The sequence below is a fragment of the Citromicrobium bathyomarinum genome, from assembly GCA_001306305.2.
Lineage (GTDB): Bacteria > Pseudomonadota > Alphaproteobacteria > Sphingomonadales > Sphingomonadaceae > Alteriqipengyuania > Alteriqipengyuania bathyomarina.
In genome coordinates, this window is record CP155577.1 from 2,932,445 (window position 1) to 2,957,376 (window position 24,932).

General features: G+C 66.1%; 25 protein-coding genes. 7 read left to right on the forward strand and 18 right to left on the reverse strand.

Annotated features, from left to right (window positions below):
• Positions 1-127 precede the first annotated feature (127 nt).
• Positions 128-1,786 (forward strand): hypothetical protein, encoded by a 1,659-nt coding sequence (locus VO57_014635; protein ID XBL69353.1) that lies wholly within the window; start codon positions 128-130, stop codon positions 1,784-1,786.
• Here VO57_014635 and VO57_014640 read toward each other — a convergent pair whose 3' ends face one another.
• The 4 genes from VO57_014640 to VO57_014655 form a co-directional block, all read right to left on the reverse strand.
• Positions 1,787-2,590, reverse strand: coding sequence for a LysR family transcriptional regulator (locus VO57_014640; protein XBL69354.1), 804 nt, complete (start codon positions 2,588-2,590; stop codon positions 1,787-1,789).
• 97 nt (positions 2,591-2,687) lie between these two features.
• Entirely contained in the window at positions 2,688-4,208 is a 1,521-nt protein-coding gene (locus tag VO57_014645; protein XBL69355.1) for a pitrilysin family protein, read from the reverse strand.
• Positions 4,209-4,606: 398 nt separating this feature from the next.
• Positions 4,607-5,005: a Co2+/Mg2+ efflux protein ApaG gene (gene apaG, locus VO57_014650; GenBank protein ID XBL71351.1), complete on the reverse strand. Its 399-nt coding sequence runs from the start codon at positions 5,003-5,005 to the stop codon at positions 4,607-4,609.
• 95 nt (positions 5,006-5,100) lie between these two features.
• A complete protein-coding gene (locus VO57_014655; protein XBL69356.1) occupies positions 5,101-6,372 on the reverse strand; it encodes a Glu/Leu/Phe/Val dehydrogenase in 1,272 nt (423 codons plus the stop codon).
• A gap of 200 nt (positions 6,373-6,572) precedes the next feature.
• Here VO57_014655 and VO57_014660 point away from each other — a divergent pair, with 200 nt between their 5' ends.
• The gene (locus VO57_014660; protein ID XBL69357.1) at positions 6,573-6,884 is read left to right on the forward strand and encodes an excalibur calcium-binding domain-containing protein; all 312 of its coding nucleotides are present in this window, start codon (positions 6,573-6,575) and stop codon (positions 6,882-6,884) included.
• 40 nt (positions 6,885-6,924) lie between these two features.
• Here the strand turns inward: VO57_014660 and VO57_014665 are convergent, their stop codons facing one another.
• Entirely contained in the window at positions 6,925-8,130 is a 1,206-nt protein-coding gene (locus VO57_014665) for an aminotransferase class I/II-fold pyridoxal phosphate-dependent enzyme (protein ID XBL69358.1), read from the reverse strand.
• 155 nt (positions 8,131-8,285) lie between these two features.
• Here VO57_014665 and VO57_014670 point away from each other — a divergent pair, with 155 nt between their 5' ends.
• Positions 8,286-9,581, forward strand: coding sequence for a phospholipid carrier-dependent glycosyltransferase (locus tag VO57_014670; protein ID XBL69359.1), 1,296 nt, complete (start codon positions 8,286-8,288; stop codon positions 9,579-9,581).
• A 10-nt stretch (positions 9,582-9,591) separates the two neighbouring features.
• Here VO57_014670 and VO57_014675 read toward each other — a convergent pair whose 3' ends face one another.
• From VO57_014675 to VO57_014705, 7 genes are all read right to left on the reverse strand, one after another.
• Positions 9,592-9,780: a hypothetical protein gene (locus VO57_014675; protein XBL69360.1), complete on the reverse strand. Its 189-nt coding sequence runs from the start codon at positions 9,778-9,780 to the stop codon at positions 9,592-9,594.
• Positions 9,781-9,786: 6 nt separating this feature from the next.
• Positions 9,787-10,875: a glycosyltransferase family 2 protein gene (locus VO57_014680; protein XBL69361.1), complete on the reverse strand. Its 1,089-nt coding sequence runs from the start codon at positions 10,873-10,875 to the stop codon at positions 9,787-9,789.
• 28 nt (positions 10,876-10,903) lie between these two features.
• On the reverse strand, positions 10,904-11,500 hold the full coding sequence (locus VO57_014685; GenBank protein ID XBL69362.1) for a recombination protein O N-terminal domain-containing protein: 597 nt from the start codon (positions 11,498-11,500) through the stop codon (positions 10,904-10,906).
• Between the two features lie 161 nt (positions 11,501-11,661).
• Complete coding sequence (locus VO57_014690) at positions 11,662-11,898, reverse strand: hypothetical protein (GenBank protein XBL69363.1); 237 nt, start codon at positions 11,896-11,898, stop codon at positions 11,662-11,664.
• A gap of 112 nt (positions 11,899-12,010) precedes the next feature.
• The gene (locus tag VO57_014695) at positions 12,011-12,256 is read right to left on the reverse strand and encodes an accessory factor UbiK family protein (protein ID XBL69364.1); all 246 of its coding nucleotides are present in this window, start codon (positions 12,254-12,256) and stop codon (positions 12,011-12,013) included.
• A gap of 56 nt (positions 12,257-12,312) precedes the next feature.
• Entirely contained in the window at positions 12,313-12,867 is a 555-nt protein-coding gene (locus tag VO57_014700) for a TspO/MBR family protein (protein ID XBL69365.1), read from the reverse strand.
• 108 nt (positions 12,868-12,975) lie between these two features.
• On the reverse strand, positions 12,976-13,731 hold the full coding sequence (locus tag VO57_014705) for a TlyA family RNA methyltransferase (protein ID XBL69366.1): 756 nt from the start codon (positions 13,729-13,731) through the stop codon (positions 12,976-12,978).
• Positions 13,732-13,766: 35 nt separating this feature from the next.
• Here VO57_014705 and VO57_014710 point away from each other — a divergent pair, with 35 nt between their 5' ends.
• The 3 genes from VO57_014710 (at position 13,767) to VO57_014720 (ending at position 16,734) form a co-directional block, all read left to right on the forward strand.
• Positions 13,767-14,321, forward strand: coding sequence for a hypothetical protein (locus VO57_014710; GenBank protein ID XBL69367.1), 555 nt, complete (start codon positions 13,767-13,769; stop codon positions 14,319-14,321).
• Positions 14,322-14,841: 520 nt separating this feature from the next.
• Complete coding sequence (locus tag VO57_014715; protein ID XBL69368.1) at positions 14,842-15,957, forward strand: branched-chain amino acid aminotransferase; 1,116 nt, start codon at positions 14,842-14,844, stop codon at positions 15,955-15,957.
• A 105-nt stretch (positions 15,958-16,062) separates the two neighbouring features.
• The gene (locus VO57_014720) at positions 16,063-16,734 is read left to right on the forward strand and encodes a hypothetical protein (protein XBL69369.1); all 672 of its coding nucleotides are present in this window, start codon (positions 16,063-16,065) and stop codon (positions 16,732-16,734) included.
• A gap of 68 nt (positions 16,735-16,802) precedes the next feature.
• Here the strand turns inward: VO57_014720 and VO57_014725 are convergent, their stop codons facing one another.
• The 6 genes from VO57_014725 to VO57_014750 all read right to left on the reverse strand — a co-directional run bounded on the left by VO57_014725 (position 16,803) and on the right by VO57_014750 (position 23,830).
• A complete protein-coding gene (locus VO57_014725; protein XBL69370.1) occupies positions 16,803-18,041 on the reverse strand; it encodes a diguanylate cyclase in 1,239 nt (412 codons plus the stop codon).
• A 41-nt stretch (positions 18,042-18,082) separates the two neighbouring features.
• The gene (locus VO57_014730) at positions 18,083-18,970 is read right to left on the reverse strand and encodes a DMT family transporter (GenBank protein XBL69371.1); all 888 of its coding nucleotides are present in this window, start codon (positions 18,968-18,970) and stop codon (positions 18,083-18,085) included.
• 93 nt (positions 18,971-19,063) lie between these two features.
• Entirely contained in the window at positions 19,064-19,459 is a 396-nt protein-coding gene (locus VO57_014735; GenBank protein XBL69372.1) for a hypothetical protein, read from the reverse strand.
• A gap of 58 nt (positions 19,460-19,517) precedes the next feature.
• Entirely contained in the window at positions 19,518-21,590 is a 2,073-nt protein-coding gene (locus VO57_014740) for an NAD(+) synthase (protein ID XBL69373.1), read from the reverse strand.
• Positions 21,591-21,686: 96 nt separating this feature from the next.
• Positions 21,687-22,709: a histidine kinase dimerization/phosphoacceptor domain -containing protein gene (locus VO57_014745; GenBank protein ID XBL69374.1), complete on the reverse strand. Its 1,023-nt coding sequence runs from the start codon at positions 22,707-22,709 to the stop codon at positions 21,687-21,689.
• A 116-nt stretch (positions 22,710-22,825) separates the two neighbouring features.
• Entirely contained in the window at positions 22,826-23,830 is a 1,005-nt protein-coding gene (locus VO57_014750) for a DNA topoisomerase IB (GenBank protein ID XBL69375.1), read from the reverse strand.
• 224 nt (positions 23,831-24,054) lie between these two features.
• On the opposite strand from VO57_014750, the gene yghU reads away from it, so the two are divergent.
• The gene (yghU, locus tag VO57_014755) at positions 24,055-24,915 is read left to right on the forward strand and encodes a glutathione-dependent disulfide-bond oxidoreductase (protein ID XBL69376.1); all 861 of its coding nucleotides are present in this window, start codon (positions 24,055-24,057) and stop codon (positions 24,913-24,915) included.
• Positions 24,916-24,932: the final 17 nt, after the last annotated feature.

The window sequence follows — 24,932 nt, forward strand, 5'->3', positions numbered from 1 at the left end:
GTTACACGGTGGATAAAGCAGGATTTTCGTAACCAATAATGTGATATGCTCGTGACAGGCGAGCCAAATACTAACGCGAATTTTAACTGTTACAGAATGTCGGCTGGCCGGAAAGGCAGGCTGCGAGGTGACCGCAGAGCCCGTTCCAGCATATGATTTCGCGGATGAACTTTCCGCCGAAGTCGCGCGGGTTCTTGCCGATCCGGCGTTCGTCAAGGCACCGGTGCAATCGCGCCTCCTCAGCTACCTGTGCGAACAGACCCTGGCAGGGGACGGTCCGCTCAGCCAGTATGCCATCGCGGTCGACGGGTTAGGGCGCGAGGACAGCTACGACCTGACCAGCGACAGCTACCCCCGCGTGCAAATATCGCGCCTGCGCAGAAACCTGGCCGACTACTACAGCCGCATCGCGCCCGGCCACGGGCTCGCGGTTCATCTCGACAAGGGTGACTACCGGCTTCACCTCGCTCCGCCAGGGAAGGCCTATCCGGAAAGACTGGGCAATACCCATGCCGAGCCGCAGGACGATGCCGACGCTGCGCGCACCGTGCCCTCCGATGCCGCACGCCCGGCACGCGGATCGCGTGATCTGCTGCTGCGCGCGGCAGGCGCACTCGCCGCGCTGGTGATCCTCGCATTCGGCCTGTTCAACCTCTTCTCCGGGAGCTGGGGCGGCACAGGCTCGGCGGGCGCAGCAGCGCCGCGGATCGCGGTCGAGGTGGACATCGCCCCGCTCGCGCTCGCCAAGCTGGGCGACCCGCAACTGGCCGAGCATGTCCGCTTCGACATGGAAAGCCAGGTCGCCGGTTCGTTTATCGCCACCCTCGCGCGCGCAGGTACCGCAGCCGATTACCGGCTGACGCTGCACAGCGCGCCCGCCCTCGACGCGCCGGATCGCCTGCGGCTCGAACTGTTCGATCGCGAGGGGGCGCGCGCCTATGTTTCCACCCTTGCCCTGCCCGCCGACAGCGAGACGCTCGACGCAGTGCTTGGCGGGGAGCTGGCCCAGTTGCTGACCCCGGACGGACTGGTCGCGCAGCTCGAACTCAAGGCGCATGACAGAGCGAGGAGCGACTATCTGTGCTTCCTGCGATCAGAGAGCGCCGCGCGGCCGACCGTCACCTCGACACATATCTTGCCCGCCCTGCTCGACCGCTGTCTCGCGCGCTATCCGCGCAGCGATTACGCGCCCTTCTGGCTCGCGCGCAAAGCCCTCCTCCTCTATCAGGCGGACCTGCGGCAGGGCCTGCCGATCCGCCGCGAGGGCGAGGCTTGGGATCTGACCACCCGCGCGCTGGAGGCCGATCCCTTCAACAGCTACGCCAATGCGCTCGCCGCGCGGATCGTGCTCGCCGATGGGGAGTGCGCCGCTGCCGAAAGCTATTTTCTCAACATGATCGAGCGCGGTGGCTATTACCCCGTGCTCGCAGGGATGATCGCGACCGAGGCCGCGCCCTGCGGATCCGAGTTCGCGCAGGCCGCCGGCGACTGGCGCGCCCGGATCGGCGCGATGTCGCAGGGCAACCGGACGCTCGATCCGCTCAGCCAGCTCTACGTCATGCTCGCTGTTCTGGCGCTGGAGGATCGTGCCACGGCCGAACGGCTCGCCAGCACCCGGCCGATCGAAGAATCCTCCGCCGATGTGGAAGGCATGCTCGACGAACTGACCCGCGCGGTCGAGAGTCGCGGCTATGCGCGCTCCAACGCCACCGAGATCGAGGCGCATCTCGCCCGCTTCGTGTGGAACCCGCAGGCGCGCACCGCGATCATGCGCAGCTTGCGCTGATCAGATCGACGCCTTGAGGTAATCGACCAGCGCGCGCACCTTCTTCTGCCGCCATTGCGGCGGCGGCGCGACCAGCCAGTAGGACCGGCGGCCTTCGACCGGCCCTTCCTCCACGCGCACCCGCCCCGCATCGATCGCCTCGCTCGCCAGAGCGAAGGGCAGCCGGGCAGACCCCATCCCCGCGATCACGCTGGCAAGCGCCTGGCCCGCACTGCCAACCGCAATGCACGGCTCCGCGTCGGTATCGCGACCATCGCCGGGCCAGCCGACGCTGCGCCCCTTGGCATGCGGGCTGTCGACCGGGCCGACGGTGACCCACAGCGGCTTGGAAATCTGCTCGCCGGGAAACTCCTCCGGCCCCTCGGCCAGCCAGATCGCGAGGTCGAGATTGGCTTCGGAGAAATCCGCCCGCTCGCGCTCGCGCAGCTGAAAGCGCACACCGGGCCGCTCGGCCTGGAACGCGGCGAGGCGCGGGGCGAGCCAGCTTTCGAGGATACCACGCGGCGCACCGATGGCGTAGCGGTCGACCGCCTGCCCTGCCTGCATCGCGGAGACGCTTTCCTCGAACCGGAGGAAGCCCTCGCGCAGATTGTCGAGCCCGGCCTCGCCTTCCTCGGTCAGCTCCAGCCCCTTGCTCGTGCGGCGAAACAGCACGGTGCCGAGGTGATCCTCCAGCGCGCGAATCTGCTGGCCGACCGCGGCGGGCGTCACCGCCAACTCGTCCGCCGCCTTGGTGAAGGAAAGGTGCCGCGCGGCGGCATCGTATACGCGCAGGGCGTTGAGGGGCAGGAGCGTGCGCTTCATATCGCGCGCATCGCTAGCCAGCGAGGGCGCTTGCGGCAAGCCGGGTTACGCCAGAGCCACATCTGTGGGAACGGCGGCGCGGCCAAGATGCCTATGCCTAGTGCGGGATCTGACACGCTTCCTCGGATACGGCATCATTGATGGCCTTACGAATGGCTGCGTTTGCATTCGTCTGCGAGGCGAGGTCGGCTGAGGTCACACGTAAGTGTCGGCTGCCTTGCGCCCTTTGGTCCAGCCACCACTTGCGCCCTTCGGAAGCATCCAGGCCTGGCAGCAGAGACCTTGCAACCGCCAGCATCTCGCCGGGCGGAAGCAGATCGCGATCCAGCGTCGCGGCATTGGCCAGCTGCAACGCCAAGTCGAAGTTCGCGGCTTCGTTCGCGCGGCCCGCACGCTGTTCGAGTTCCGCGATCAGGCTCTGCTTCGCCGCCGCCCATTCGGCCTCGGTGAAGCCGGTCTGCCCGATGTCGCATGCGGTTTGCACGAGGTTGGCGGCGGCTTCGCGCCAGCGACCCGGGACAAAGTCGTCCCACATGACCAGGAAGCGGAAATTGTTCGCGCCGTTCTCTATGAAGAACCCGTAGCTGCCAGCCGGGTAGGCTTCGCGGCCTGTCGCGAGGCGGTTGTTGATCACGCGCATCATCAGCAGGTCGAGCAGATCGGCTTCGGCCTGGCTCGCTCGCGATGTGAGCGGCTCGTATGGCATCGTGAGCGAGAATGTCGCGCCCTCGCGCGCGTAGCGCAATGCCGAGTGACTGACCGGTGCGATGCGCCCGCTATAGAATGTCGGGACGGGGGCGTGCTCCGGCGCGGGCCCTTCGCCCTGCCAATCGCCAAACTGCGCGTCGATCAGTGTCGCAATCTCGTCAGGATCGACGTCGCCGACGATCACGATGGTGGTGTTTTCCGGCCGATAGAGGCGCTGATAAAGCGCGCGAACGGCGTCTGGGCTGGCAGTTGGCACGTCGTCGGAGTTCTGGGCATCGATCAAGTCGGTCGGCGATCCGGGAGCGATCGCCGCAATCAAACCAGCATGGATATCATTGCCAAGCCGCTTGTCCGCCATCTCGCGCATCACGGTCTCGCGCTGCTCGTCGACGATGTGTGCCGGAAAGAGGAGCTCGCTTGCAACCTCACGGTAGAGACCAAGCAATACGTCCAGATCGGCAGTCTGGTTGGTCCGGGAAACGACAAAGTAATCTGACTCTCGCCAGGTCGTGGTGCCACCTGCCGGACTGGGCAAGGAAAGGGGAAAGCCGACCTGACGGAAACGACGAATTTGGTCGGGCGCGGATCGCGTCGAACTGGCGAAGGCGAGATGTTCGATCAAGTGCGCCAGCCCGCGCTCCCCGGGTCGGTGTTCGGCAAGGAAGCCCCCTTTCACCCGGATTCTAATGGCCACCCCCGGTTCCGCTGACGTTCGCGGAAGAATGACATAGCGCAATCCGTTCGGCAGTTGCCCCCGCATAATGGGACGCCAACTCTCTTCAGGAGAAGTCGGCTTTTCCTGTTCGATCGCGGAAGGCTCGTCACCCGGACGAGCAAGCTCCTGTGCGAAAGCGCATGTCGAAGCCGTCAAGGCGACAAGAGACATCAAGCGGACGGAAAACCTGGTCAACAAAGCCCCCTCTCCCTTCAGGCTAGGTTGCTACACGAATATGATTATCGTTCCGAAAGAAAAGCATATGTCTCACCAACAGAGCCAGCTTTCGACAATGCCCGTCTCGCAGCCAGCGAGTTGGTTTTGACAGAAGCTGTATTCTGCGCCGGAATTGCCATGAGCATACATGCATTGAACACTGCGAATTCATCTGCGCGGCCTCGGCTCCCACCATCGGTGGTCGCTTATGGGCGCGCGGACGCACAGCGCAAGCGCGGCGCTTGGGTTACCACATCCAGCCTTTCTGGCGGCCGACAGGCGAAGCAACCCGGGCTGGCCCAACGCTCCACCGCACCAGATTGCCTGGTCCCGATCTGCGGCCGGTCGTCGCAACGACGATCGCCGAGCGCGCGCCCTCAGTGCGCGGTGGCAGGCGCCGCGAGTGGGAAGAAGGGAATGCGCACCTCGATCGGCGAGCCGTCTTCGCGGTGGAAGGTGTAGAAGCCTTCCATCGAACCGAACGGCGTCGTCAGCGGGCAGCCGGAGACGTAATCATGGCTGCGGCCCGGGGTGAGCACCGGCTGTTCGCCGACCACACCCTCGCCATCGACATGGCGGACGAGTCCTTGCGCATCGGTGATCCGCCAGTGGCGGGTCATCAGCTGGACCCGCTCGCGCGAGGCGTTCTCGATCCGGATATGGTAGATCCAGAACCACTTGCCCGCTGCAGGATCGCTCTGCTCGGGCAAAAAATTGACCGTGACCCTGACGGTTATGTCTTCGGTCGTGGCGGCGTGGTCGAACAGGTTCTTCATCACGATTCGCGAGCGTAATGCGATTTGGGCCGAGGGCAAGGCGGTGCGTCGTTTCTTGCCCACAGGCCGACGCGCAGCTTGCCCCGCCCCACAGCTCAGCTCTTGCCGAAATCCGCCCGCGTCCCGTGCGCGGAAATCGCGGCACACAGGCGGCGCAGCGCCACCGCATAGGCCGCCGTGCGCATGTCGGTGTCGCACTCCTGCATCACCTCGCGCACATTTTCGGACGCTTCGGCGATCGTGTCTTCCAGATAGTCGTCGACATCGTCGGAGTTCCAGTCGATCCCCTGCCGGCCCTGCACCCACTCGGCGTGGCTGATCGTCACCCCGCCGCCATTGGCGAGGATATCGGGCACCACCTCGATCCCCGCATCCTGCAAGGCTTTGTCGGCGGCGGGCAGGATCGGGCGGTTGGCCAGTTCGACGATCGCCTTGCATTGGAGCGCCTTGGCGTCGTCCGCATCGGCGATCACCCCGCCCAGCGCGGCGAACACCAGTACGTCGCATTCGGTCGCCAGCACCTCCTCTGGATCGTCGGAGGACTGCGCATCGCCGTCATCGTAGGCGGTGACCTTGCCCTTCTCCTCCTTCACCTGCGCCAGCGTCTCTATATCGAGCCCTTCGGGATTGCTGACCGTGCCCGAGGAATCGGCGACTGCGACGATTGCGTGCCCCGCATCGGCTGCGGCCTTGGCGAACCACAGGCCGGCATTGCCGAAGCCCTGCAGCGCGATGGCCAGCCCACCATCCTCGCCCAGCCCGGCAAGGTCGCGCATCTCCTCCAGCGCGATATGCGCGCCGCGCCCGGTCGCGGGCGTGCGCCCCGGCATCCCGCCCAGCGCCACGGGCTTGCCGGTGAAGGCATGCGGCTGGATCGAGCCCGCGATCTCCGAATATTCGGAGACCATCCACGCCATCTCGCGCTCTCCGGTGGCGACGTCGGGCGCGGGCACATCGCGATCGGGGCCCAGGATCTTGGCCATCGCACGCACGTAGCCGCGCGCCACGCGCTCCTTCTCCATGGTCGAGAGGTCGTGCGCATCGACCTCGACCCCGCCCTTGCCGCCGCCGAAGGGCAGGCCCATCAGCGCGCATTTCATGGTCATCAGGAAGGCGAGCGTCTCGACCTCGTCCGAGTGGACGCTGGGGTGGAAGCGGATGCCCCCCTTGGTCGGCCCGAGCGCGGAGTTGTACCGGCAGCGCCAGCCTTTGAGCGCCAGCGCCGAGCCATCGTCGCGCCGGATATTGACCGAGGCGGACAGCGTCTCGATCGGGTTGAGCAGATGCGAGACGACCTCCTTGTCGAGCCCGACCATCTCCGCCGCCCGCGTCATCCGCTCCTGCGCAGCTTCGAGTAGTTCGCCCATGTGTGTCGTCTCCTGTTTTTCTGCATTCAAGGAGAGAACGTGTGGGCGCGGCGGCGTTCCGGCGGTTGCGCGGGGCGATGGCGCAGGGGAAGAAGGGAAACACCAGTCCCGGGCCCGACTGGAGCTGGTGCTTTTCCTGCGCGCATGTGCGGTACCACTGCCGCCCGCGCCCGGAATTCATTTCTCAAGATCGCAGCAACATGCTTAGCTCGCACCATGCGGCTGACTATTCTCGCCTCGCTCGCACTTCTATCGACCCCGGGGTATCCGCCCACCCCGGCGGGCTCAATGCCAAGGGATGCCATAACAACCGCAAGACCGGCGACTATCACTGCCACCGGCAGCGGCGTGCAACCCGGCCCGCGAGTGGAAATTCGGTCGATGGCAGCGTCTATTTCCCGAACTGCACCACCGCCCGGGCAGCGGGTTTCGGCAATATTCGTCGCGGGCAACCCGGCTATCGCCCCGAGCTGGACCGCGACGATGACGGGATTGCCTGCGAGTCGAATTAGCCCGGCGATAGGGCCGTAGAAGTGGAGGCTTCAGCCCCGGTCAGAACCCCGCCGCGCCCAGCGCCCGGTCGATATCCTCGCGCAGATCCTCGATGTCCTCCAGCCCGACATTGATCCGCACCAGTCCCTCGGTCACGCCCATCTCTGCCCGCGCTTCCTCGCTCAGGCCCGTGTGAGTGGTGCTGGCCGGGTGGCACGCCAGGCTGCGCGAATCGCCGATATTGTTCGACAGATCGACCAGTTCCAGCGCGTCGAGAAAGGCGTGCGCCTTTGCGCGGCTGCCGAGATCGAAGGCGAAGATCGGCCCGGTGGCGCGCATCTGCTTCAAGGCGAGCGCGTGGCGCGGGTGGCTTTCCAGCCCGGGATGCAGGATGCGCGGCACGCGCGGTTCCATGAATGCGCCCAGCGCAACGGCGTTCTGGCTCTGCCGGTGCGCGCGCAGGTCGAGCGTCTCCAGCCCTTTCATCACCACCCACGCATTGAAGGGCGAGAGGTTGGGCCCGGTGTTGCGCTGGAAGGGCAGCAGGACCTCGTCGATCCATTTCTGCGTCCCGCACACCGCGCCCGCGAGCACGCGGCCCTGCCCGTCCATCAGCTTGGTCGCGCTGTACGCCACCACGTCCGCGCCGAACTCCATCGGCCGCTGCAGCGCGGGCGAGGCGAAGGCATTGTCGACCACGGTCGTGATCCCGTGTGCCTTCGCAACACCGCAGACATGCTCGAGGTCGACCACGTCGAGCGTGGGATTGGCGGGCGTTTCGAAGAAGAAGACCTTGGTGTTGGGCCGGATCGCGGCTTCCCACGCGTCGTTGTCCGCGCTGTCGATCACACTGGTCTCGATCCCGAAGCGCGGGAGCAGGTGGTCGACCAGCCAGCGGCACGAACCGAACGCGGCGCGCGCGGCAACGCAGTGATCGCCCGCGGACAGCTGGCACAGCAGCGCAGCTGTCATCGCCGCCATCCCGCTCGCCTGCACACGACACGCCTCCGCCCTTTCCATCAGCGCAATGCGTTCTTCCAGCATCGCGACGGTCGGGTTCTGGAGCCGCGAATAGGTCATCCCCTCGGCCTCGCCCGCGAAACGCGCGGCGACTTCGGCCGCGTTGTCGTAGGTATAGCCCGAGGTGAGGAACATCGCCTCGCTCGTCTCGCCATGTTCGGAGCGCCAAGTGCCGCCGCGTACGGCCTGCGTTGCGGGACGCCACTGCGACGTGACGGAGCGATCCATTCCGGTGGTCTTCTTCATGGGGCCACCGGCTAGGCCCGTGCGCGCGTGCGGGCAAAAGGAAATTGCTTGTCGGCGGCCAAGCCACACTGCGTGGCCAATCGGCAACGCGGGCACCGCGATGATCATCGGCCCGCTTGTCGCCGTCGCCCCTCGCCCGTATCGCATCGCTCGCAATGACCCGAGCGCACGCGACCCGCGTTCCCGCAAGCGACGATCCCTTGCTGGCCTGCCTCGGCCTGACGCTGGGCTTTGCGCTGCTGTGCCTGTGGCGACTGTGGCTGCCCGGCGGGCCGTACTTCGATGAAATCCATTACCTTCCCGCAGCGCGCGAGCTGCTGACCGGGTTCGACTATCGCAACCCCGAGCATCCGCCGCTGGGCAAGGAGATCATCGCCGCGGGGATCTGGCTGCTGGGCGACAACCCGTGGGGTTGGCGGATCTTCTCCGCACTGGCGGGCACGCTCGCGCTGTTCGCCGGGATGCGCGCGCTGTGGCACGCGAGCCACAGCCGTGATGCCACGCTGGCCTATGGCGTGCTGCTGGCGACCGGCTTCCTGCTGTTCGTCCACGCGCAGATTGCGATGCTCGACATCTTCATGGCGGCGTTCTTCCTCACCGCGCTGTGGCTGTTCGCGAGCGCCTGCCGCCAGCGCCGCGAACCGCGCGCGCGACTGGACCTGATCACAAGCGGGATCGCGCTGGGCCTGTCGATGGCTGCCAAGTGGAACGCCGTACCGCTCGCCCCGCTGCTGGGCCTGTTCTTCCTCGCGATGCGGATCCATGCGGGCACCTCACGCCAGCGTTTCGCCGACGGGGACGCAAGCCCGGTGCGCGGCGTCTCGCTGGTCGAGGCGGCGCTGTGGCTCGGCGTGCTGCCGCTGGCGGTGTACTCGGCGACCTTCTGGCCCGCCTTCCAGGTCGAGAACGGGCCATTCGCGGGGATGGACCTGCTCGGCGCGCATCTGCACATGCTGGAATTGCAGGAGAGCGTGAAGGAAGCGCATCCCTACCAGTCGACCTGGGGCCAGTGGGTGCTGAACACCCGCGCGATCTGGTACCTGTACGAGGTCACCGACGGCGCGCAGCGCGGGGTGATGCTGATCGGCAATCCGCTGACCATGTGGCTTGGGCTCATCGGAGCCGCATGGTGCGCCTTCGCCGCGCTGTTCCGGCGCCGGGCCGACGCGGCCTTTGCGGTGACGCTCTACGCGGCGAGCATCGGCTTCTGGATCGTCGCAGCCAAGCCGATCCAGTTCTACTACCACTATTTCCTGCCCAGCTGCTTCCTGCTCGCCTGCCTCGCGCTACTGCTCGCGCGGCTGCGCGCGACGGGGTTCGGCTGGGCCTACTGGGTAGTGCTGGCGGGCAGCGTGGGCGTGTTCGTCTATTTCTACCCGATCCTGAGCGCCGCCGAGCTTTGGGGCGAGCAAGCGTTCAACCAGTGGATGTGGCTGGCTGGGTGGCGGTAGTCCGGAGCGGTTAGTCCGGCGTGTAATTCACCAGTTTGCGCACCGCCACGACCACCGAAGCAATCCAGAGCGTCAGCATCGAGGCGATGAAGACGACTCCGAAGACAACTCCAGCATCCGACATGCGGAAAATCAGCATTCCGAGCATCCCGATCAGCAGACCGGTAAGAGAGGCATAGACTGCTTTCACAAACAGCATTCTACCTCATACTCTCCCCCACACAAACCGGTTCGACAGCGCGTAATTCCAAACCGCACCGACCACGATCCCAGCCAGCGCGGCGAGCAGCCAGTAGGTGCCGCGCGCCTGCAGCAGGCTGGCCAGCGCGACATTGGCCAGCGCTCCGACCGAGCAGGCCACGCAGAACACCGCCCAGCCGCGCAGCACGGCGGGCACGCTGCGCAGGCGCTGGTCGCGGTAGGTCAGCCAGTTGTTGAGCCAGAAATTGAAGCTCATCGCGGCAAAGGTCGCCAGCGCCTGCGCGGCGGTGAAGCCGCTGCCCAGCATCCGGAAGACGAGCGCCAGCACGCTCAGATGGACCAGCACCCCCGCCCCGCCGACCGTGCCGAACAGCGCGAAACGCGTCGGCACGATCCGGCCCAGATGCCGCTCGTACAGGCCGACCAGGAATTCGAACGCGACTGCCCGGTCGAGCTTGCTTTCCCCCGCACGCCGCGCGGCGAAATGCATTGGCACCTCTGCCACCCGCAACCGCTCGGGCGAGCCTGACAGGATGTCGAGCAGCACCTTGAACCCGATCCCCGACAGGCGCGGGGCGAGTGCGCGCAGGCGGACGGTCTCCATCGCGAAGAAGCCGCTCATCGGGTCGCTCAGCTCGACCCCGGTGAGCATCCGGGCGAGCCGGTTGGCCAGCCGCGATCCGCGTTCGCGCCGCGCGCTGGGCAGGCCATCCGCGCTCGCCCCTTCGGCAAAGCGGGAGGCGACCACCAGGTCCGCCGCGCCGCTGCGCAGGTGTTCAAGCATGTCCGGGATCAGCGCGGGGTCGTGCTGCAGATCGGCATCCATCACCGCCACCACGGGCGCAGCGGTCGCGCACGCGCCCTCGATCACCGCCGAGGCAAGCCCGCGCCGCCCGATCCGCTGGATCACGCGCACGCGCGGATCGCTCCGGGCGATCTTGCGCAGCGCATCGGCGGTGCCGTCGGTGCTGTCGTCGTCGACGAAGATCGCTTCCCAGCGCAGTTCCGCCAGTTCCGCGTCGAGCCTTTCGATCAGCGGGACGATATTCTCGCGCTCGTTGAGCGTGGGCAGGATGACCGCGATTTCAAGCACTCAGGTGTGACCCCCAATGGCCTAAAAGTCAGGCGATCCGCGCCAGCCGCTCCAGCAGCCGACCGCGCGCGGCCATAGCATCGCCATGCCGCTCGGCAAGCAGGTAGCGCTCCAGCGCGGGGCCGAGCGCACCCAGCGCGGCGAGCGTTTGCGGCAGATCGCCCGCCTCGGGCTTCATCCCGCCATAGCCAAGCTCGCGCAGCAGCAGCACCTCGTAGGAGAGCAGCGCGGGCGCCCAGCCGCGTGCGGAGGGCGCATGGCAGATCGCATCGAGCAATCCGCCCAGCGCATCGTAGAGGCTGGGATAGGGATTGCGCTCGGGCAGGGTCGAGGCGGTCAGCGCCGTGACCCACAAAATCGCAGCGGCGGGCAGCGGCTCGTTCAGCCACGGCGCGCGGCTTGCCACCAGCTCGACCTTGCCGAAGGGCAGCTGGCTGGCCGAGCGCGCGCGGATATCCGCCTCCACGGAGTTGCCCGGGATCACCACGGGCCGCAGCCGCCGCCCCTGCCCGCCCGCGACATAGGCCGCGACCATCCCGGCCTCGTGCGTCAGCATGCGCGCGATGACCGCATTCTCGCCATGCGGGCGCGCGGCGAGAACGATCGCGGGGGCCTTCAGCTGCATGGATTACTGGCGTCCCTGCTGCGGCGGATTCGTGGTTGGATGGAGCGAGCGCCGAGCATCGGTGCGGACTAGCGGGTCGCTGCCGGTTTGGCGAGATTGTGCTGGCCTGAAGGTGGGTTGGGCCCCTGCCTGCGCAGGGGCGACGATCTGTTACGCGAAGCCTACCCCGCCATCGCCTCCTTCGACGCCTTGACCGCCATCGAGCGCGGGCGGGCCATCGACCAGTTGGCCTGCATGCGCACCTCCGGATTGGGCGCGCACCAGATTTCTCCGGTGGCGTCGATCGCGGTCACCCACAGCAGGTTGTGTTCCTGCCCGTAGTCGATGACGCCCAGCGCATAGCCGTCTCCCTTGCCCAGGACATGGAGCGGGATCGGGGGATCGAGTTGTGTGAACATGGCGCGACAACCTCTCTTGCAGCGAGAGAACGCGCGCGAGGGCCGGGCGCACCCGATCCAACATTTCATAAATTTCGATGCAAAAGCGGTGGCTTACCGCCAGCGGGCGGAGTTACTTGCCCTTGCCTTCCAGCGCATCGAGCCGCTTTGCCAGCGCCTCGTTCTCTTCGCGGGCCTTGGCGGCCATCGCCTTGACCGCCTCGAACTCCTCGCGGCTGACGAAGTCGAGCCCGCCGACCGTTTCCTTGATCCGCTCGCGCGCGCTCTGCTGCGCCTCGCGGGTCATCCCGGCAAAGGTGCCCGCGGCACCGTTCACCAGCTTCACGAAATCGGCGATCATGGGGTTCTGGCTCTGCATGGGGCGAGAGATGGCGCGTGGGCTCCGGTTTGTCCAGAGCCCCGCGCGCTCCGCCGTTAAAGATCGATCCGCTGGATCGCGCCGGTCGTGTCGGCTCCGTCGGCTTGGGGGTTGAGCTCACGTATCTCGTAATTGAGATACGCGGCGAAGCAGACCCAGGCGAGATAGGGCACCAGCAGCAGCGCCGCGATCTTCCGTACGCGCAGGAACAGGATCATCGTGATCAGGATCATCACCGCCATCGCGACGATCACGATCAGCGCATAGGTGATCTCGTGCTGGCCGAAGAACAGCGGGGTCCACGCGAGGTTGAGCGCGAACTGGACGATGAAGGCGGCGATCGCAATGCCCCGGCCCTTGGCGCCCCAGGCGGAGCAGACCAGCGCGAAGGCAAGGCCCATCATCACGTAAAGGATGCCCCACACGATCGGGAACAACGATGCATCGGGATAGAAATCGGGCTTGGCCAACGCGGCGAACCAAGGATCGCCCTCCCCCGTTCCAGCCAGCTGGCCCGAAAGGAAGCCAAGCAAAACAATGGCAGGAACGCAGAACAGCGCCCAGCGGATAAAGCTAGCGCGCAGCTGCGCGCGTGAGGCCAGCGTGGTCATCAAACCTCCAAACGGGGAATATCTGCGATTCGCCTTGCCGGGCGTATACCTTAACAACAAGCAAGTTGCAGACATTATACCGAATTGGCACGCGGGCCGCGTTTACCATTAACCGCGCGATGCGCTGATCAGGAATTCGACATTGCCCTTGGGCCCGGTGATCGGGCTTTCGACGATTCCCTGCACCTGCCAGCCGCTCGATTCGAGCCACGCGCGCGCCTCGTCGCACACCCGCGCATGCAGCGCCGGGTCGCGCACCACACCGCCCTTGCCGACTTCCTCGCGCCCGACCTCGAATTGCGGTTTGATGAGGGAGACGAGACGGCATTGCGGGGCGGCGAGTTCCAGCGGGCGTTCCAGCACCTTGGCCATGCCGATGAAGCTGGCATCGCACACCACCCAGTTGCAGAGGGCATCGATCTGTTCGGGGGTGAGGATGCGCGCGCTGGTCTGTTCGAGCACGGTCACGCGCTCGTCCTGCCGCAGCTTCCACGCGAGCTGGTTGGTCCCGCTGTCGACCGCGAACACGCGCGCCGCGCCGCGTTGCAGCAGCACGTCGGTAAACCCGCCGGTCGAGCTGCCGATATCCATTGCAACCGCGCCGGTCGGGTCGAGATCGAATGCGTCGAGCGCGTGGGCCAGCTTCATCCCGCCCCGGCTGACCCATGGATGATCGCGCCCGCGCACCTCCAGCTCGGCATCCTCGGCGAGTGGCTGGCCGGGCTTGGCGATCTTGGTCTCGCCTGCAAACACCACGCCCGCCATCACCAGCGCCTGCGCCCGCGCGCGGCTCTCCGCGAGGCCGCGGGACACCAGCAGCTGATCGACACGCATCTTCTTCGCCATGGCGGGCGTGATAATCATGGACCCGTCCGGCGTCCAAGCGCATTATCAGGGGCATGAGCAAACCCCGCGTCTTTTCCCCCGCCCGTATCGCCCTGGCCCTCTCGCTGCTGGCGGTGACCTGCTGCCAGACGCCAGAGCCTCCGCCACCCGCGCCGGTACCCGCTCCGCCGCCGCCCCCGGCTCCCACGCCGCAGCCCGTCCCGCCGCCGGCGGAGAACTGGATCGACCGCCCGCAGACGCCGGGCGACTGGAGCTATCTGGTCGAGCCTGGCGAAACGCTGGCAATCTTCGGCACGCCCGGCGCGACCAAGCTGGCCATCGTGTGCGAGGTCGCCACCCGCAAGATCGGCATCGTGCGCGCGACGTCGGCTGCCAAGCAGGGCGAGGTCGCGATGCGGATCAGCACCGAGACAGCCTCGCGCCCGATGATGGCGAAGCCCGCCTCGGGCTCGCCTGCACGGGTGCTGACGACGCTGGACGCGCGCGACCCGCTGCTCGACGCGATGGCGATCACGCGCGGGCGTTTCGCGGTGGAAGTGGAAGGCGAGCCCGGCCTCTACGTGCCCGCCTGGGCAGAAGTGACGCGGGTGATCGAGGATTGCCGCTAGGCGCACTGCGCTGCTGGCGAAGAACCGTCGATTTGGGCAAGGTGAGACAAGCCGGCCCGGCGCGGTTTACGCCGCGTCGCCGCTGTTTTCGCGAGCGTGCAAGTATGACGGGGAAAAACATATTTACAAGGCTTGTGCTGGCGAATCGCATGACTCAAAAAGGTGCTTGAGGGCGACGGCCCACGTCGCTTCTCGGCCCCCGGTGATACGGTGCGGGTCTTGGCTTACAAGCGCGAAAGGAGGTGATCCGATGTCTCATGGTTCAGCAGAGAGGTCGGCAAGTTTCCGCGCGGAGCACTATCGGTAAAGTCGCATACCCTTAGAGGCTTCGTGAGCGGCACTTCCTGGCCGCTGACCATGAAAGGGCAGTCTCTCCGACGGGCAGAGGCTGCCCTTTTCATTTGCTGCAGGCGCGTAACTTATGAAAAGTTTTTTGCCTCAATCGTGAAATTTTTTGCAAAACCCCTTGCCCCGGGCGGTGCACGCGCATAACCGCCTCGGCCAAGGAGATATGAGCCCTATGGCCGACGCGCCGATGACCGATTTCGCCCACCTGCCCCACCCCGCCCCCGTCCCGTCCGAGACGCGCGACGAGGCATTGGCGGACCCCGGATTCGGGTCGATCTTCACCGATCACATGGTGACGATTGCCTTCGACGCCGCCCGGGTAGAGCGCGGCGAGGATGGCTGGCACGATGCGAAGCTGTGCCCGCGCGAACCGATCCCGCTCGATCCCGCCGCCGCCGTGCTGCACTATGCTCAGGAAATCTTCGAAGGCATGAAGGCCTACCGCTGGGAGGATGATTCCGTCGCGCTGTTCCGGCCCGAACAGAACGCGCGCCGCCTCAACGCCAGCGCGCGCCGGATGGCGATGCCCGAACTGCCCGAGGAACTGTTCCTCGAATCGATCCGCCAGCTGGTCGCCAAGGACCGCGACTGGATGCCGACGGTCGAAGGCGGATCGCTCTACCTGCGGCCCTTCATGTTCGCGACCGAAGCCTTCCTCGGCGTGCGCCCGGCGCGCGAATATCTCTACTGCCTGATCGCCAGCCCGGTGGGCAGCTATTTCAAGTCGGGCGTGAAGCCGGTCGACGTGTGGGTCAGCCGCGATCACACGCGCGCGGCCCCCGGCGGCACCGGTGCGGCAAAGACCGGTGGCAACTACGCCGCCAGCCTCGTGCCGCTGGCCGAGGGGACGAAGCAGGGCTGCCAGCAGACCGTCTTCCTCGATGCAGTCGAGAAGAAATGGATCGAGGAACTGGGCGGGATGAACCTGTTCTTCGTGTTCAAGGATGGCAGTGCGATCACCCCGCCGCTGACCGGCACGATCCTGCCCGGCATCACCCGCGACAGCCTGATCCAGATGCTACGCGACGAAGGCCTGCAGGTGCGTGAGGAGCCCTATTCGATCGACCAGTGGCACGCCGATGCGGCCAAGGGCGACCTGATCGAGACCTTCGCCTGCGGCACCGCCGCGGTCGTCACCCCGGTGGGCAGCGTCAACGGGCCCGACGGCACATTCACCATCGGCACCGGAGGCACCGGCCAGCTGACGCAGAAGATGCGCGACCGTCTGGTCGGCGTGCAGATGGGCACCGCGCCCGATCCGCATGGCTGGGTGATGAAGCTGGACTGAGGTCGTGCGCCCGTCACAATGCCGATGCATGGTGAAACGGTGAAGTCGCTCGCTCCTCTTTGCACACTTGCTGCACTCTCGTGCACGATAGCAGCCACTTCACCGGTGCATGCGCAGGAGACGCCGCCGCTCGAAACCGAGGGCCCCACTCTGTACGAGATTGGGCAGACGGTGAAGGCCTTGGCATTCGACGGCAGGCGCTTTTTCGAATCAGAAGGCGGCTCCAGACCATTTCTTACCGCCTATTATGGTGGCGATGATTACGATTATCCCGTCTATGCATTCGCCCTGAAATACGACTGGATTTGCCAAGGGCCGCAGAGCGATCGGACCTGCGCAACCAGGATCGCCGCCCGCATGGTCCGCGCAGCCGAACTCCCCAACGAGCAGCGGCCGCGATGGGCAGCAACCGCGCTGCTAGGCGAGCTTCGCCGGCGGGGCGCGTTCAGCCGGGCTTCGATTGCCGAGCATCTGTCCGGCGCAGGCGCACAATGGCTGGAAGCCGACGTGTCATCGTGCCCGACGGCCCGCCATCTGATCCTCCCCAGACTACGTGCCGATTGGTTCCCGTTCGAAATCACGGACGCGCGTCCCGCTCTGCCGCCAATGCATGCCGATACCGTAACCGTCGAATATTCGTGGAATGGCGCGACCGCCCGGTACAGCGGACCTGTGGCCGAAGGGTCTCCGGCAGAATGGGCAAACCAGCTGGTCAGCGCACTCGAACCATGCTGGAAAGCCGCAGAGGCGACAGCACCGTGGAAGGTCGGACGCTAGATCAACATTCATGCCTGGCCCGCATGACCAGACGATTAGGGGAACTGACGCCCCAGGCAGAGGCAGCGTTACGCGCGGCTTTCCAAGGTCGGCGGAGGCACCTCGCCCTTTCGGCCCCCTGCAAGCCGCACAAGGTTTCGCCCCGCCTGCTTCGCTTCGTAGAGTGCGGCATCGGCGCGCTCGATGATTGCGGTGGGCGAGCGATCGGCGCGATTGCGCAGCGCCACGCCCATGCTGACGGTTACGGACCGGCGGCGGTCGCCGCCGGTTATCGAGCGCTTCGCTATTGCGCTGCGAACCTTGTCTGCCAGAGTCAGCGCCGCGTGTTCATCCATGTTTTCCAAGACGGCGATGAATTCCTCTCCGCCGAAGCGCGCCACGGTCCGCCCCTCGCCGGAGAGATCTTTCTCCAGAAGCCGGGCGACCTGCACCAGCGTGCGGTCGCCCGCGATATGACCGTAGGTATCGTTGAACCGCTTGAAGTGATCGACGTCGATCATCACCACCGCCAGCTCCGTGTCGGCAGCGAGCGAGGTTTCGAAGACGGTATGGAACACGCGCTCCAGGTGGCGGCGGTTGGGCAGACCGGTCAACTCATCCATGTCGGATAACGCCCGCAGTCGCTCGTTCGCCTCCATCAGCCTGCGCGAGGCGACTTGCGCGCGCAGTGCATAGAGAAAGTTGCGATCTTTCAAATGGGCGGTGCGCAGGGGCAGCAGCAGGCTCATCGCTCCGCTGGCACTGATGAAACCGACCAGGACGGCGGCCTCCTGCCCAAGCTCCGGGGTCGATGCCCACACGCCCCACAGGACTGCAATCGACAACGCGGCCATCAGCGCCAGCCATGGCAACCGCAGCGGAAGAACGACGACCGCCATCGCCAAAAGCAGGCCCGATGCCATCACATATTCCTGCATCTCGCGAATCGCGACATGCATTCCGAGATAGCCCGCCACGCCGACGAACGCCGGAATTGCAAGAAGCGTGCTCCAGCGCTGCGCTTGCCAGCTGCCATAGAATGCCGCTGCGATGGCCAGCAGATAGAGCGGAGCGACGAGTCCCAGCCGCAGGGGCAGCGCGGCCTCGAAAACCTGGGGCCCGGCCGCATAGTCGAGCAGCAGGCACCCGATACACCATATCAGCCCGATGGCGTTGAGAAACGCCAGCTCACGCCGGCGGCGGCCCATCTTGTGCGAATACCACATCTGCCTGAGCGGTTCGGGCCACGCACGAAAGGGCAGCCCCCTTTCGGCAGCATGCTCGATCTCCTCGTCGAGACTGGCGTGGATTCCCAGTTCAGGTCGCATCGCCCCATTGTAGCGGGGAACTGGTTAAGGCGTTGTTCGCGCTAGAGTCTCGAGCGCACGAGAAACCTTTTCGTGAAGGTCTCGCTGGGCCGCAGGACCAGAATCGACACCCCCGCCACCGCGATCGCGCCGCCCACGAGCAGGGGAACGCCAACAGGATCGCCCGTCAGCCACGCGCCCAGCGCCACTGTCATCAGCGGATGCAGCAGGGTGAAAGGCACGACCAGGTTGGCATCGTGATCCTTCAGCGCGTTGAAGTAGATCACATGAGCGTAGACCGACACCACCAGCCCGGCGAAGATCAGGCAGCCGAGCACCTGCCAGGGATGCGCTGCGAGCGGCGCGACCAGATCGCGCTCGGTCGCGAGCGAGAAAGGCAGCAGCACCACGAAAGATGCGAGCGCGGACCACGCCTGCAACGGCTTGCCCCCGACGTCGATCTTCTTGACGTAAACCGAGCCCAGCGCCCCGACGAGGCACGACAGCCCGATCCAGCCGAGCCCGGCCGAACTCTGAAGGCCCGAGGGGGATGAGATCGCGATCACCACCCCGCCGATCGCCAGCGCAATGCCGACCCCGCGCCGCCAGCCGACATCCTCGCCCAGCAGCACGATCGCCAGCAGCACGGTCATCGGTGCGCCCGACAGGCTGACGATCCCGGCGGTCGACGGATCGGCATAGGACAGGCCGATCGCGAACAGCGCGAAAGACCCGCCGCCGATGGCAAGCCCGACGGCAGCGACCAGCGGCCAGTTGCGCGGGAGCGGGCGCAGCAGCTGGAACAGCACCAGCAGGGTCAGCAGTGCGCGCAGCGCGGCGTAGAACAGCGGCGGCATTCCCAGATCGTCCACCGCGACCTTGCTGACCACCACGTTGAGCGCCCAGAGCAAATTCACGAGGATCAGCAGGAGAATCGTGCGGGCGGGCATGGTCGGCGCGTTAGCGGCAGGCAGGGTGCGGGGCAAATCGGCCTACCGCGGCAGGCGCACGCATAGCGGACCACCCGGCAGAGCGTGGGCGCGTTACTTCTTCGGAGACTTCGGTGCCTCGATCGCGGCCAGATCCTGCATCGCGCGCGAGTAGACATCCATCTCCCGGCGTTCCGCGTCCGTCACCACGCCATCCTCACCGTAACTCGCCGCCAGCAGGCCGACCGTCGCTTGTGCGCGGTCGAGCTTGCGCTTCTCGCGCTTGGTCAGCTGTCCGCTCTCGCGCAGCTTGTCGAACTCGCTGTCGGTCTTGCGCAGATCGCTCAGCACCGCGACGGCGTTCTCGTCCGGACCCGGCGCACTGCGCAGCTCCTGATAGGAGCCCGTATTGGGGAGCGCGACGCGGCCCATGCCGGTGTCGGCGCACGCGCCAAGCGCGAGAGCGAGCACCGGAGTGGCGGCAACCAGAAGGCGATGAGGCTTGTTCATGACTGTCTCCCTGCTGGCCGCGAAACTCAGCCCGGGCGCATGAATTGCTGATTAACCGCTAGCTTTCCGGGATGTTCGCTTCGATCTCTGCCAGCCACAGGTCGGCGACCGCATCGCTGGGTGCGCGCCAGTCGCCGCGCGGGCTCAGCGCCCCGCCCATCGAGACCTTGGGACCGTTGGGCATCGCGCTGCGCTTGAACTGGCTGAAGCCGAAGAAGCGGCGGCAGAACACGGCCAGCCACTTGCGGATCGTCGCGAGGTCGTATGCCTGCTTCGCCTCGTCGGGGAAGCCCAGCGGCCACTTTCCGCTCTCAGCGTCCTTCCACGCATGCCACGCCAGAAACGCGACATGGCTGGGCGACTGGCCGTGGCGGGCGATGTGGTGAAGGAAGAAATCGTGCAGCGCATAGGGGCCGATATGGTCCTCGGTGCTCTGGATCGCGCCGTCGGCCCCTGCGGGCACCAGTTCGGGGCTGATCTCGGTCCCCAGCACATCCTCCAGCACCTCGTTCAGGTCGTGGCTGAACTGGTCGGTCTCGATCATCCAGCGCATCAGGTACTGGATCAGCGTCTTGGGCACGCCCGAATTGACGCCGTAATGGCTCATCTGGTCGCCCACGCCGTAGGTGCACCAGCCCAGCGCCAGTTCGGACAGGTCGCCGGTGCCGATCACGAAGCCGCCGTGGTGGCCCGCCAGCCGGAACAGGTAATCGGTGCGCAGCCCCGCCTGCACGTTCTCGAACGTGGTGTCGTACACCTCCTTCCCGTCGGCGAAGGGGTGACCGATGTCTTTCAGCATAAGCTGCGCTGCGGGCACGATGTCGATCGTCTCGGCAGTGATCCCCGCCGCGTCCATCAGTTTGAGCGCATTGTCCTTCGTCCGGTCGGAGGTGCCGAAGCCGGGCATGGTATAGCCGCGGATGGTCTCGCGCGGCAGGCCCAGCCGGTCGCACGCAACGCACGCGACCAGCAGCGCGTGGGTCGAATCGAGCCCGCCCGAAATGCCGAGAACGAGGCTCTTCGGCCTGGTCGCCTCGATCCGCCGCATCAGCGCATCGACCTGGATGTTGACCGCCTCGTAGCAGTCCTCGTGCAGGGTATCGGGATCGTCGGGCACGAAGGGGAAGCGGCGCACCGGGCGCTTCAGGCCCCATCCGCCCACGGTCTCCGCGGCGCGCATATTGTGGGTGAAGCCCACGCGGCGATACCAGTCTTCGGGGCGGCCCGCCGCCTCGCTCGCATCGTGGAAGGTGCCGTTCTGGGTGCGGTTGTTGACGATCCGCTGCGTGTCGATGTCGATCACGCACAGCTCCGCGCCGCGATCGAACCGCACGCTTTCCTGCATCAGCTCGCCCAGCTCGTAGATCACGCCCTGCCCGTCCCACGCGAGGTCGGTGGTGCTCTCGCCGTGCCCGCTCGCCGAATAGGCATAGGCGCACATGCCCCGGCTGGAGCTGGAGGCGCAGTGCAGGTGGCGGTCGCTCGCGCGCCCGATGGTGACGGGCGAGGCAGACAGGTTGGCGAGGATCGTCGCCCCCGCCATCGCGGCCATCATGCCGGGTGGCTGCGGGGCCCAGAAATCCTCGCAGATCTCGATCCCGAAGACGAAGTCCGGCAGGTTGTCGGCAGCGAAGATCACATCGGTGCCGAAGGGCGCTTCGTGCCCTGCGATCGTCACGTCGAGCCCCTGGCAATTATGCCCGCGGGTAAACTGCCGCTTCTCGTAAAACTCGCGGTAATTGGGCAGGTAGCTTTTGGGGACGACACCCAGCAGCCGCCCGTTGGAGATCGCGAGCGCGCAGTTGTACAGCCGCGATCCGCGTCGCACGGGCGCGCCGATCACCAGCACCGGGGTCAGCCCGGCGCTTTCCTCGATAATCCGAGCGACCGCCGTTTCGGCCGCATCGATCACCGCGCTCTGCAGATGCAGATCGTCGATCGCGTAGCCGGTAACGCACAGTTCGGGATAGACCGCGAAGTCGACCCCCGCCTCGTGCGCGTCGCGCGCGATCTGGACGATGCTCTTGGCATTGCCGGAGACATCCGCCGGGCGCACACAGGGCGTGCAGGTCGCAACGCGCACGAAGCCGTGCGTGTGCAGGTCGAAGAAGGGGTGTGCGCTCTGGCCCATTGGTAGCTCAGCGTGTGCCCGGATGGCGCGCGCGGCACAAGGGCTCACACAAAGGGCGGCGCACCAAACCTCTCGCGTGCCGCCCGGTCGGGCGCGCTACGCCGTCAGCGGCAAGCGCGCCAGCGTCACGCGGCAGCCATGCTCGTCGACTTCGATGTCCTGCTCGGCCCCGGCCTGGTGCGCGAAGGTGCGCATCAGGCTCTTGCCCAGCCCGCCATCGGCATCGCTGTTGGCGGCGGTGCCCGCGCCATTGTCGCGCACTTCCAGCCGCCAGTCATTGGTCGACCCGGAGAGCACGATGGTCAGCTCCCCATCGCGGCCGTCGCCGAAGGCGTATTTGGCAGCATTGGTCAGCGCTTCGTTGAGGAACAGGCCGATCGCCACCGCCTGGTCGCGCGGCAGCGGGATCGGCGCGATCCGGCATTCGACCTTCACGTTATCGTCGAAGGACGCGTGGACCAGGTGGTCGACCACATCCTCCAGATAACTCGCCATGTCGATCGCGCCTTCCTTGCGGTCGGCCCCGTCCACCGCCAGCTGCGCGTAGGCGCGGCTGAAGGAGAACACGCGATTGGCTGCGGCTTCCAGTGCGGCGGCGGCGGCGGGATTGTCCTGCCGGCGTTTCTGCAATTCGATCATGCTCGCGACCAGCGCGAAGTTGTTCTTCGTGCGATGCTGCAGCTCGGCCATCAGCCAGCGCCGCCGTTCGAGCGATTCGTGCAGTTCGGCCTCGCGCACGCGGACCGCCGCGCGGAAGATCTCGGCGAGGACCAGCACCACGCAGGTCGACAGGAAGTTGATCAGCACGCGCGACTGATCGCTCGCCACCTCGAACGCAAACGACCCGTGGAACGGCAGCACGACGTACCATGCCCACAGGAAAGAGACGATCAGGCAGATGATCCCGGCCAACAACCGCCCGAACAGCGTGGCGATCAGCACCATCGGGTAAACCAGCGCGAAGGGGCCTGCGTTGGGAGCGACGATGTCGATCAGCGTGCGCAGGCCGATCATCGCCAGCGCCAGCGCAAGCCCGAAGAGCACTTGCGCGACAAGCGGTGGAAATTTCCGTGGCAGGAAATTGGCCGCGTCGACAGCGGTCAGCTTATGGTTGGGCAAATGCGTCCCTCTTCCGCGCCTATCCCACCAGATTCGGCGCTGACAATGCTATCCTACGCCCTAGCATCGAGTTTGCGCGGGCGCGATTGCGCCATGTTAGTTTTGCGAAAAAAACGTCAGGCAGCGAGAATGTCGCGCGGAGACGGCGCATCTTCGAGAAATTCGATCAGCCCGCGCTCCTCGCGCGCGAGCCACTTGGTCCGCCGGGGCAGTTGCAGCCCCTCGCGCCATTCGCCCTGCCGGTCCATCAGATCGAAGATCGCCGGGTGAATATAGCTCTTGCGGGTGATAGCCGGGGTGTTGCCCAGCCTTTCGGCGACCGTTTCCGTCACGGTCTTGATGGTCAGATCATCCTTCGCCCCCGCCAGCAGTCCGAATGCCATCGCGCTGGCATGCCAGGTGCGGAAGTTCTTGGCGCTGAAATCCTCGCCCATGGTCTCGCGCAGATAGGCGTTGACGTGGCTGGAGGTGACATCGCGCACGGCATCTGCGGCAGGATCGACGAAGGAGAACAGGTCCTGCCCGTCCAGATCCTGCATCTGCCGAACGATCTTCGCCAGATGCGTGTCGGTCAGTTCCAGATCGCGGTGCTTGCCCGACTTGGCGCGGAAGCGGAACCGCAGCGTCTTGCCGCGCACGGTCACGTGATGGCTCTTGATCGTGGTCGCGCCGAAGCTGCCGTTGTCGCGCGCATAGGTATCGTTCCCGATCCGGATCGCGCCCAGATCGAGCAGCCGGACAACCCCGGCCAGCGCGCGCGCCAGCCCCAGATCGCGCGCACCCAGATCGTCGACCACCCGCTTCCTCAATAGCGGCAGGCGTGCACCGAAGGCCAGACAGCGGTCGAACTTCTCGCTCTCCCGGCTGGCGCGAAATTGCGGGTGATAGCGATATTGCTTGCGCCCCTTCGTGTCGTATCCGGTGGCAAGGATGTGCCCGTTGGGCGCGGGGCAGAACCAGCAATCGCTATAGGCGGGCGGCAGAGCGATCGCATTCAGACGTTCGCGCTCTGCCGCGTCGCGGATCAGCTCGCCATCGGGGTCGTAATAGGCCCAACCGCGCCCGGCACCCTTGCGGGTGATGCCGGGCAGGCTGTCGTCGACGAAAATGAGCTTTTCCATGAGGTTACATCCGCAGGAGGTGTTGTTGGAACGACTCCCTCACCGCGCGGCGGTTCCCGGCGATCGCCGTTCGCAGCCAGCGCGGCTGCGGAAGCGATAGGAAACTTTGCGCGCTGCGCAGATCATCTTGCCGGCGCAGGCGGTGCGCCGCGCTTGCGCTCGCCTGCGCAGAGCCCACCTTGTCGCCATCGATGCCTGCCCCATTTGCGATAAGGAATTGCCCGATGAGCGAATATACGCCCCCCAAAGTCTGGACCCACGATGCGGAGAACGGCGGAAAGTTCGCCAATATCAACCGCCCCACCGCCGGTGCGCGCGAGCAGCGCGAGCTGCCCAAGGGCGACAACCCGTTCCAGCTCTACTCGCTCGCAACGCCCAACGGGGTGAAGGCCTCGATCATGCTGGAGGAGCTGCTGGAGGCGGGCCATCCGGCGGAATACGACGCCTACACGATCAATATCGGCGATGGCGACCAGTTTGGCTCCGGCTTCGTCGCGATCAATCCCAATTCCAAGATTCCCGCGCTGGTCGACCGGACCGGGGTTGAAGCGATCCGGGTGTTCGAGAGCGGCGCGATCCTGCTCCACCTCGCGGAGAAATTCCGCGCCTTCCAGCCCACCGGGCAGGGACGTGCGGAAATGCTCAGCTGGCTGTTCTGGCAGATCGGCAGCGCGCCCTTCATCGGCGGCGGGTTCGGCCATTTCTACGCCTATGCGCCCGAGAAGTTCGAATATCCGATCAACCGCTACGCGATGGAGACCAAGCGGCTCTTCAGCGTCGCCGACCAGCGGCTGGGCGAGAGCCGCTTCCTCGCGGGCGAGGATTACACGATTGCCGATATCGCCACCTTCGCCTGGCTCGCGCCCTTCGTGGAAGGCAATATCTACAACGACGCGAAGACCTTCCTCTCGATCGACGAATACGCCAACGTTGCGCGCTGGGTCGAGGAAATCGCCGCCCGCCCGGCGGTGCAGCGCGGCCGGATCGTCACCAAGGTGTGGGGCGATGAGGATTCGCAGCTGCGCGAACGCCACTCGGCAGCGGACTTCGAGGGCAAGGTGCTGAAACCCAGCAAGCCGGAGTAGGCGGGTTTGGCGTCACC

Coding starts and splice junctions, on each gene's coding strand:
- VO57_014700 (XBL69365.1), bottom strand. CDS start 12,867: ATGACCACGCTGGCCTCACGCGCGCAGCTGCGCGCTAGCTTTATCCGC.
- VO57_014660 (XBL69357.1), top strand. CDS start 6,573: ATGCTTAGCTCGCACCATGCGGCTGACTATTCTCGCCTCGCTCGCACT.
- VO57_014670 (XBL69359.1), top strand. CDS start 8,286: ATGACCCGAGCGCACGCGACCCGCGTTCCCGCAAGCGACGATCCCTTG.
- VO57_014715 (XBL69368.1), top strand. CDS start 14,842: ATGGCCGACGCGCCGATGACCGATTTCGCCCACCTGCCCCACCCCGCC.
- VO57_014675 (XBL69360.1), bottom strand. CDS start 9,780: ATGCTGTTTGTGAAAGCAGTCTATGCCTCTCTTACCGGTCTGCTGATC.
- apaG (XBL71351.1), bottom strand. CDS start 5,005: ATGAAGAACCTGTTCGACCACGCCGCCACGACCGAAGACATAACCGTC.
- VO57_014750 (XBL69375.1), bottom strand. CDS start 23,830: ATGGAAAAGCTCATTTTCGTCGACGACAGCCTGCCCGGCATCACCCGC.
- VO57_014665 (XBL69358.1), bottom strand. CDS start 8,130: ATGAAGAAGACCACCGGAATGGATCGCTCCGTCACGTCGCAGTGGCGT.
- VO57_014730 (XBL69371.1), bottom strand. CDS start 18,970: ATGCCCGCCCGCACGATTCTCCTGCTGATCCTCGTGAATTTGCTCTGG.
- VO57_014710 (XBL69367.1), top strand. CDS start 13,767: ATGAGCAAACCCCGCGTCTTTTCCCCCGCCCGTATCGCCCTGGCCCTC.
- VO57_014640 (XBL69354.1), bottom strand. CDS start 2,590: ATGAAGCGCACGCTCCTGCCCCTCAACGCCCTGCGCGTATACGATGCC.
- VO57_014655 (XBL69356.1), bottom strand. CDS start 6,372: ATGGGCGAACTACTCGAAGCTGCGCAGGAGCGGATGACGCGGGCGGCG.
- VO57_014705 (XBL69366.1), bottom strand. CDS start 13,731: ATGATTATCACGCCCGCCATGGCGAAGAAGATGCGTGTCGATCAGCTG.
- VO57_014740 (XBL69373.1), bottom strand. CDS start 21,590: ATGGGCCAGAGCGCACACCCCTTCTTCGACCTGCACACGCACGGCTTC.
- VO57_014735 (XBL69372.1), bottom strand. CDS start 19,459: ATGAACAAGCCTCATCGCCTTCTGGTTGCCGCCACTCCGGTGCTCGCT.
- yghU (XBL69376.1), top strand. CDS start 24,055: ATGAGCGAATATACGCCCCCCAAAGTCTGGACCCACGATGCGGAGAAC.
- VO57_014725 (XBL69370.1), bottom strand. CDS start 18,041: ATGCGACCTGAACTGGGAATCCACGCCAGTCTCGACGAGGAGATCGAG.
- VO57_014690 (XBL69363.1), bottom strand. CDS start 11,898: ATGTTCACACAACTCGATCCCCCGATCCCGCTCCATGTCCTGGGCAAG.
- VO57_014695 (XBL69364.1), bottom strand. CDS start 12,256: ATGCAGAGCCAGAACCCCATGATCGCCGATTTCGTGAAGCTGGTGAAC.
- VO57_014685 (XBL69362.1), bottom strand. CDS start 11,500: ATGCAGCTGAAGGCCCCCGCGATCGTTCTCGCCGCGCGCCCGCATGGC.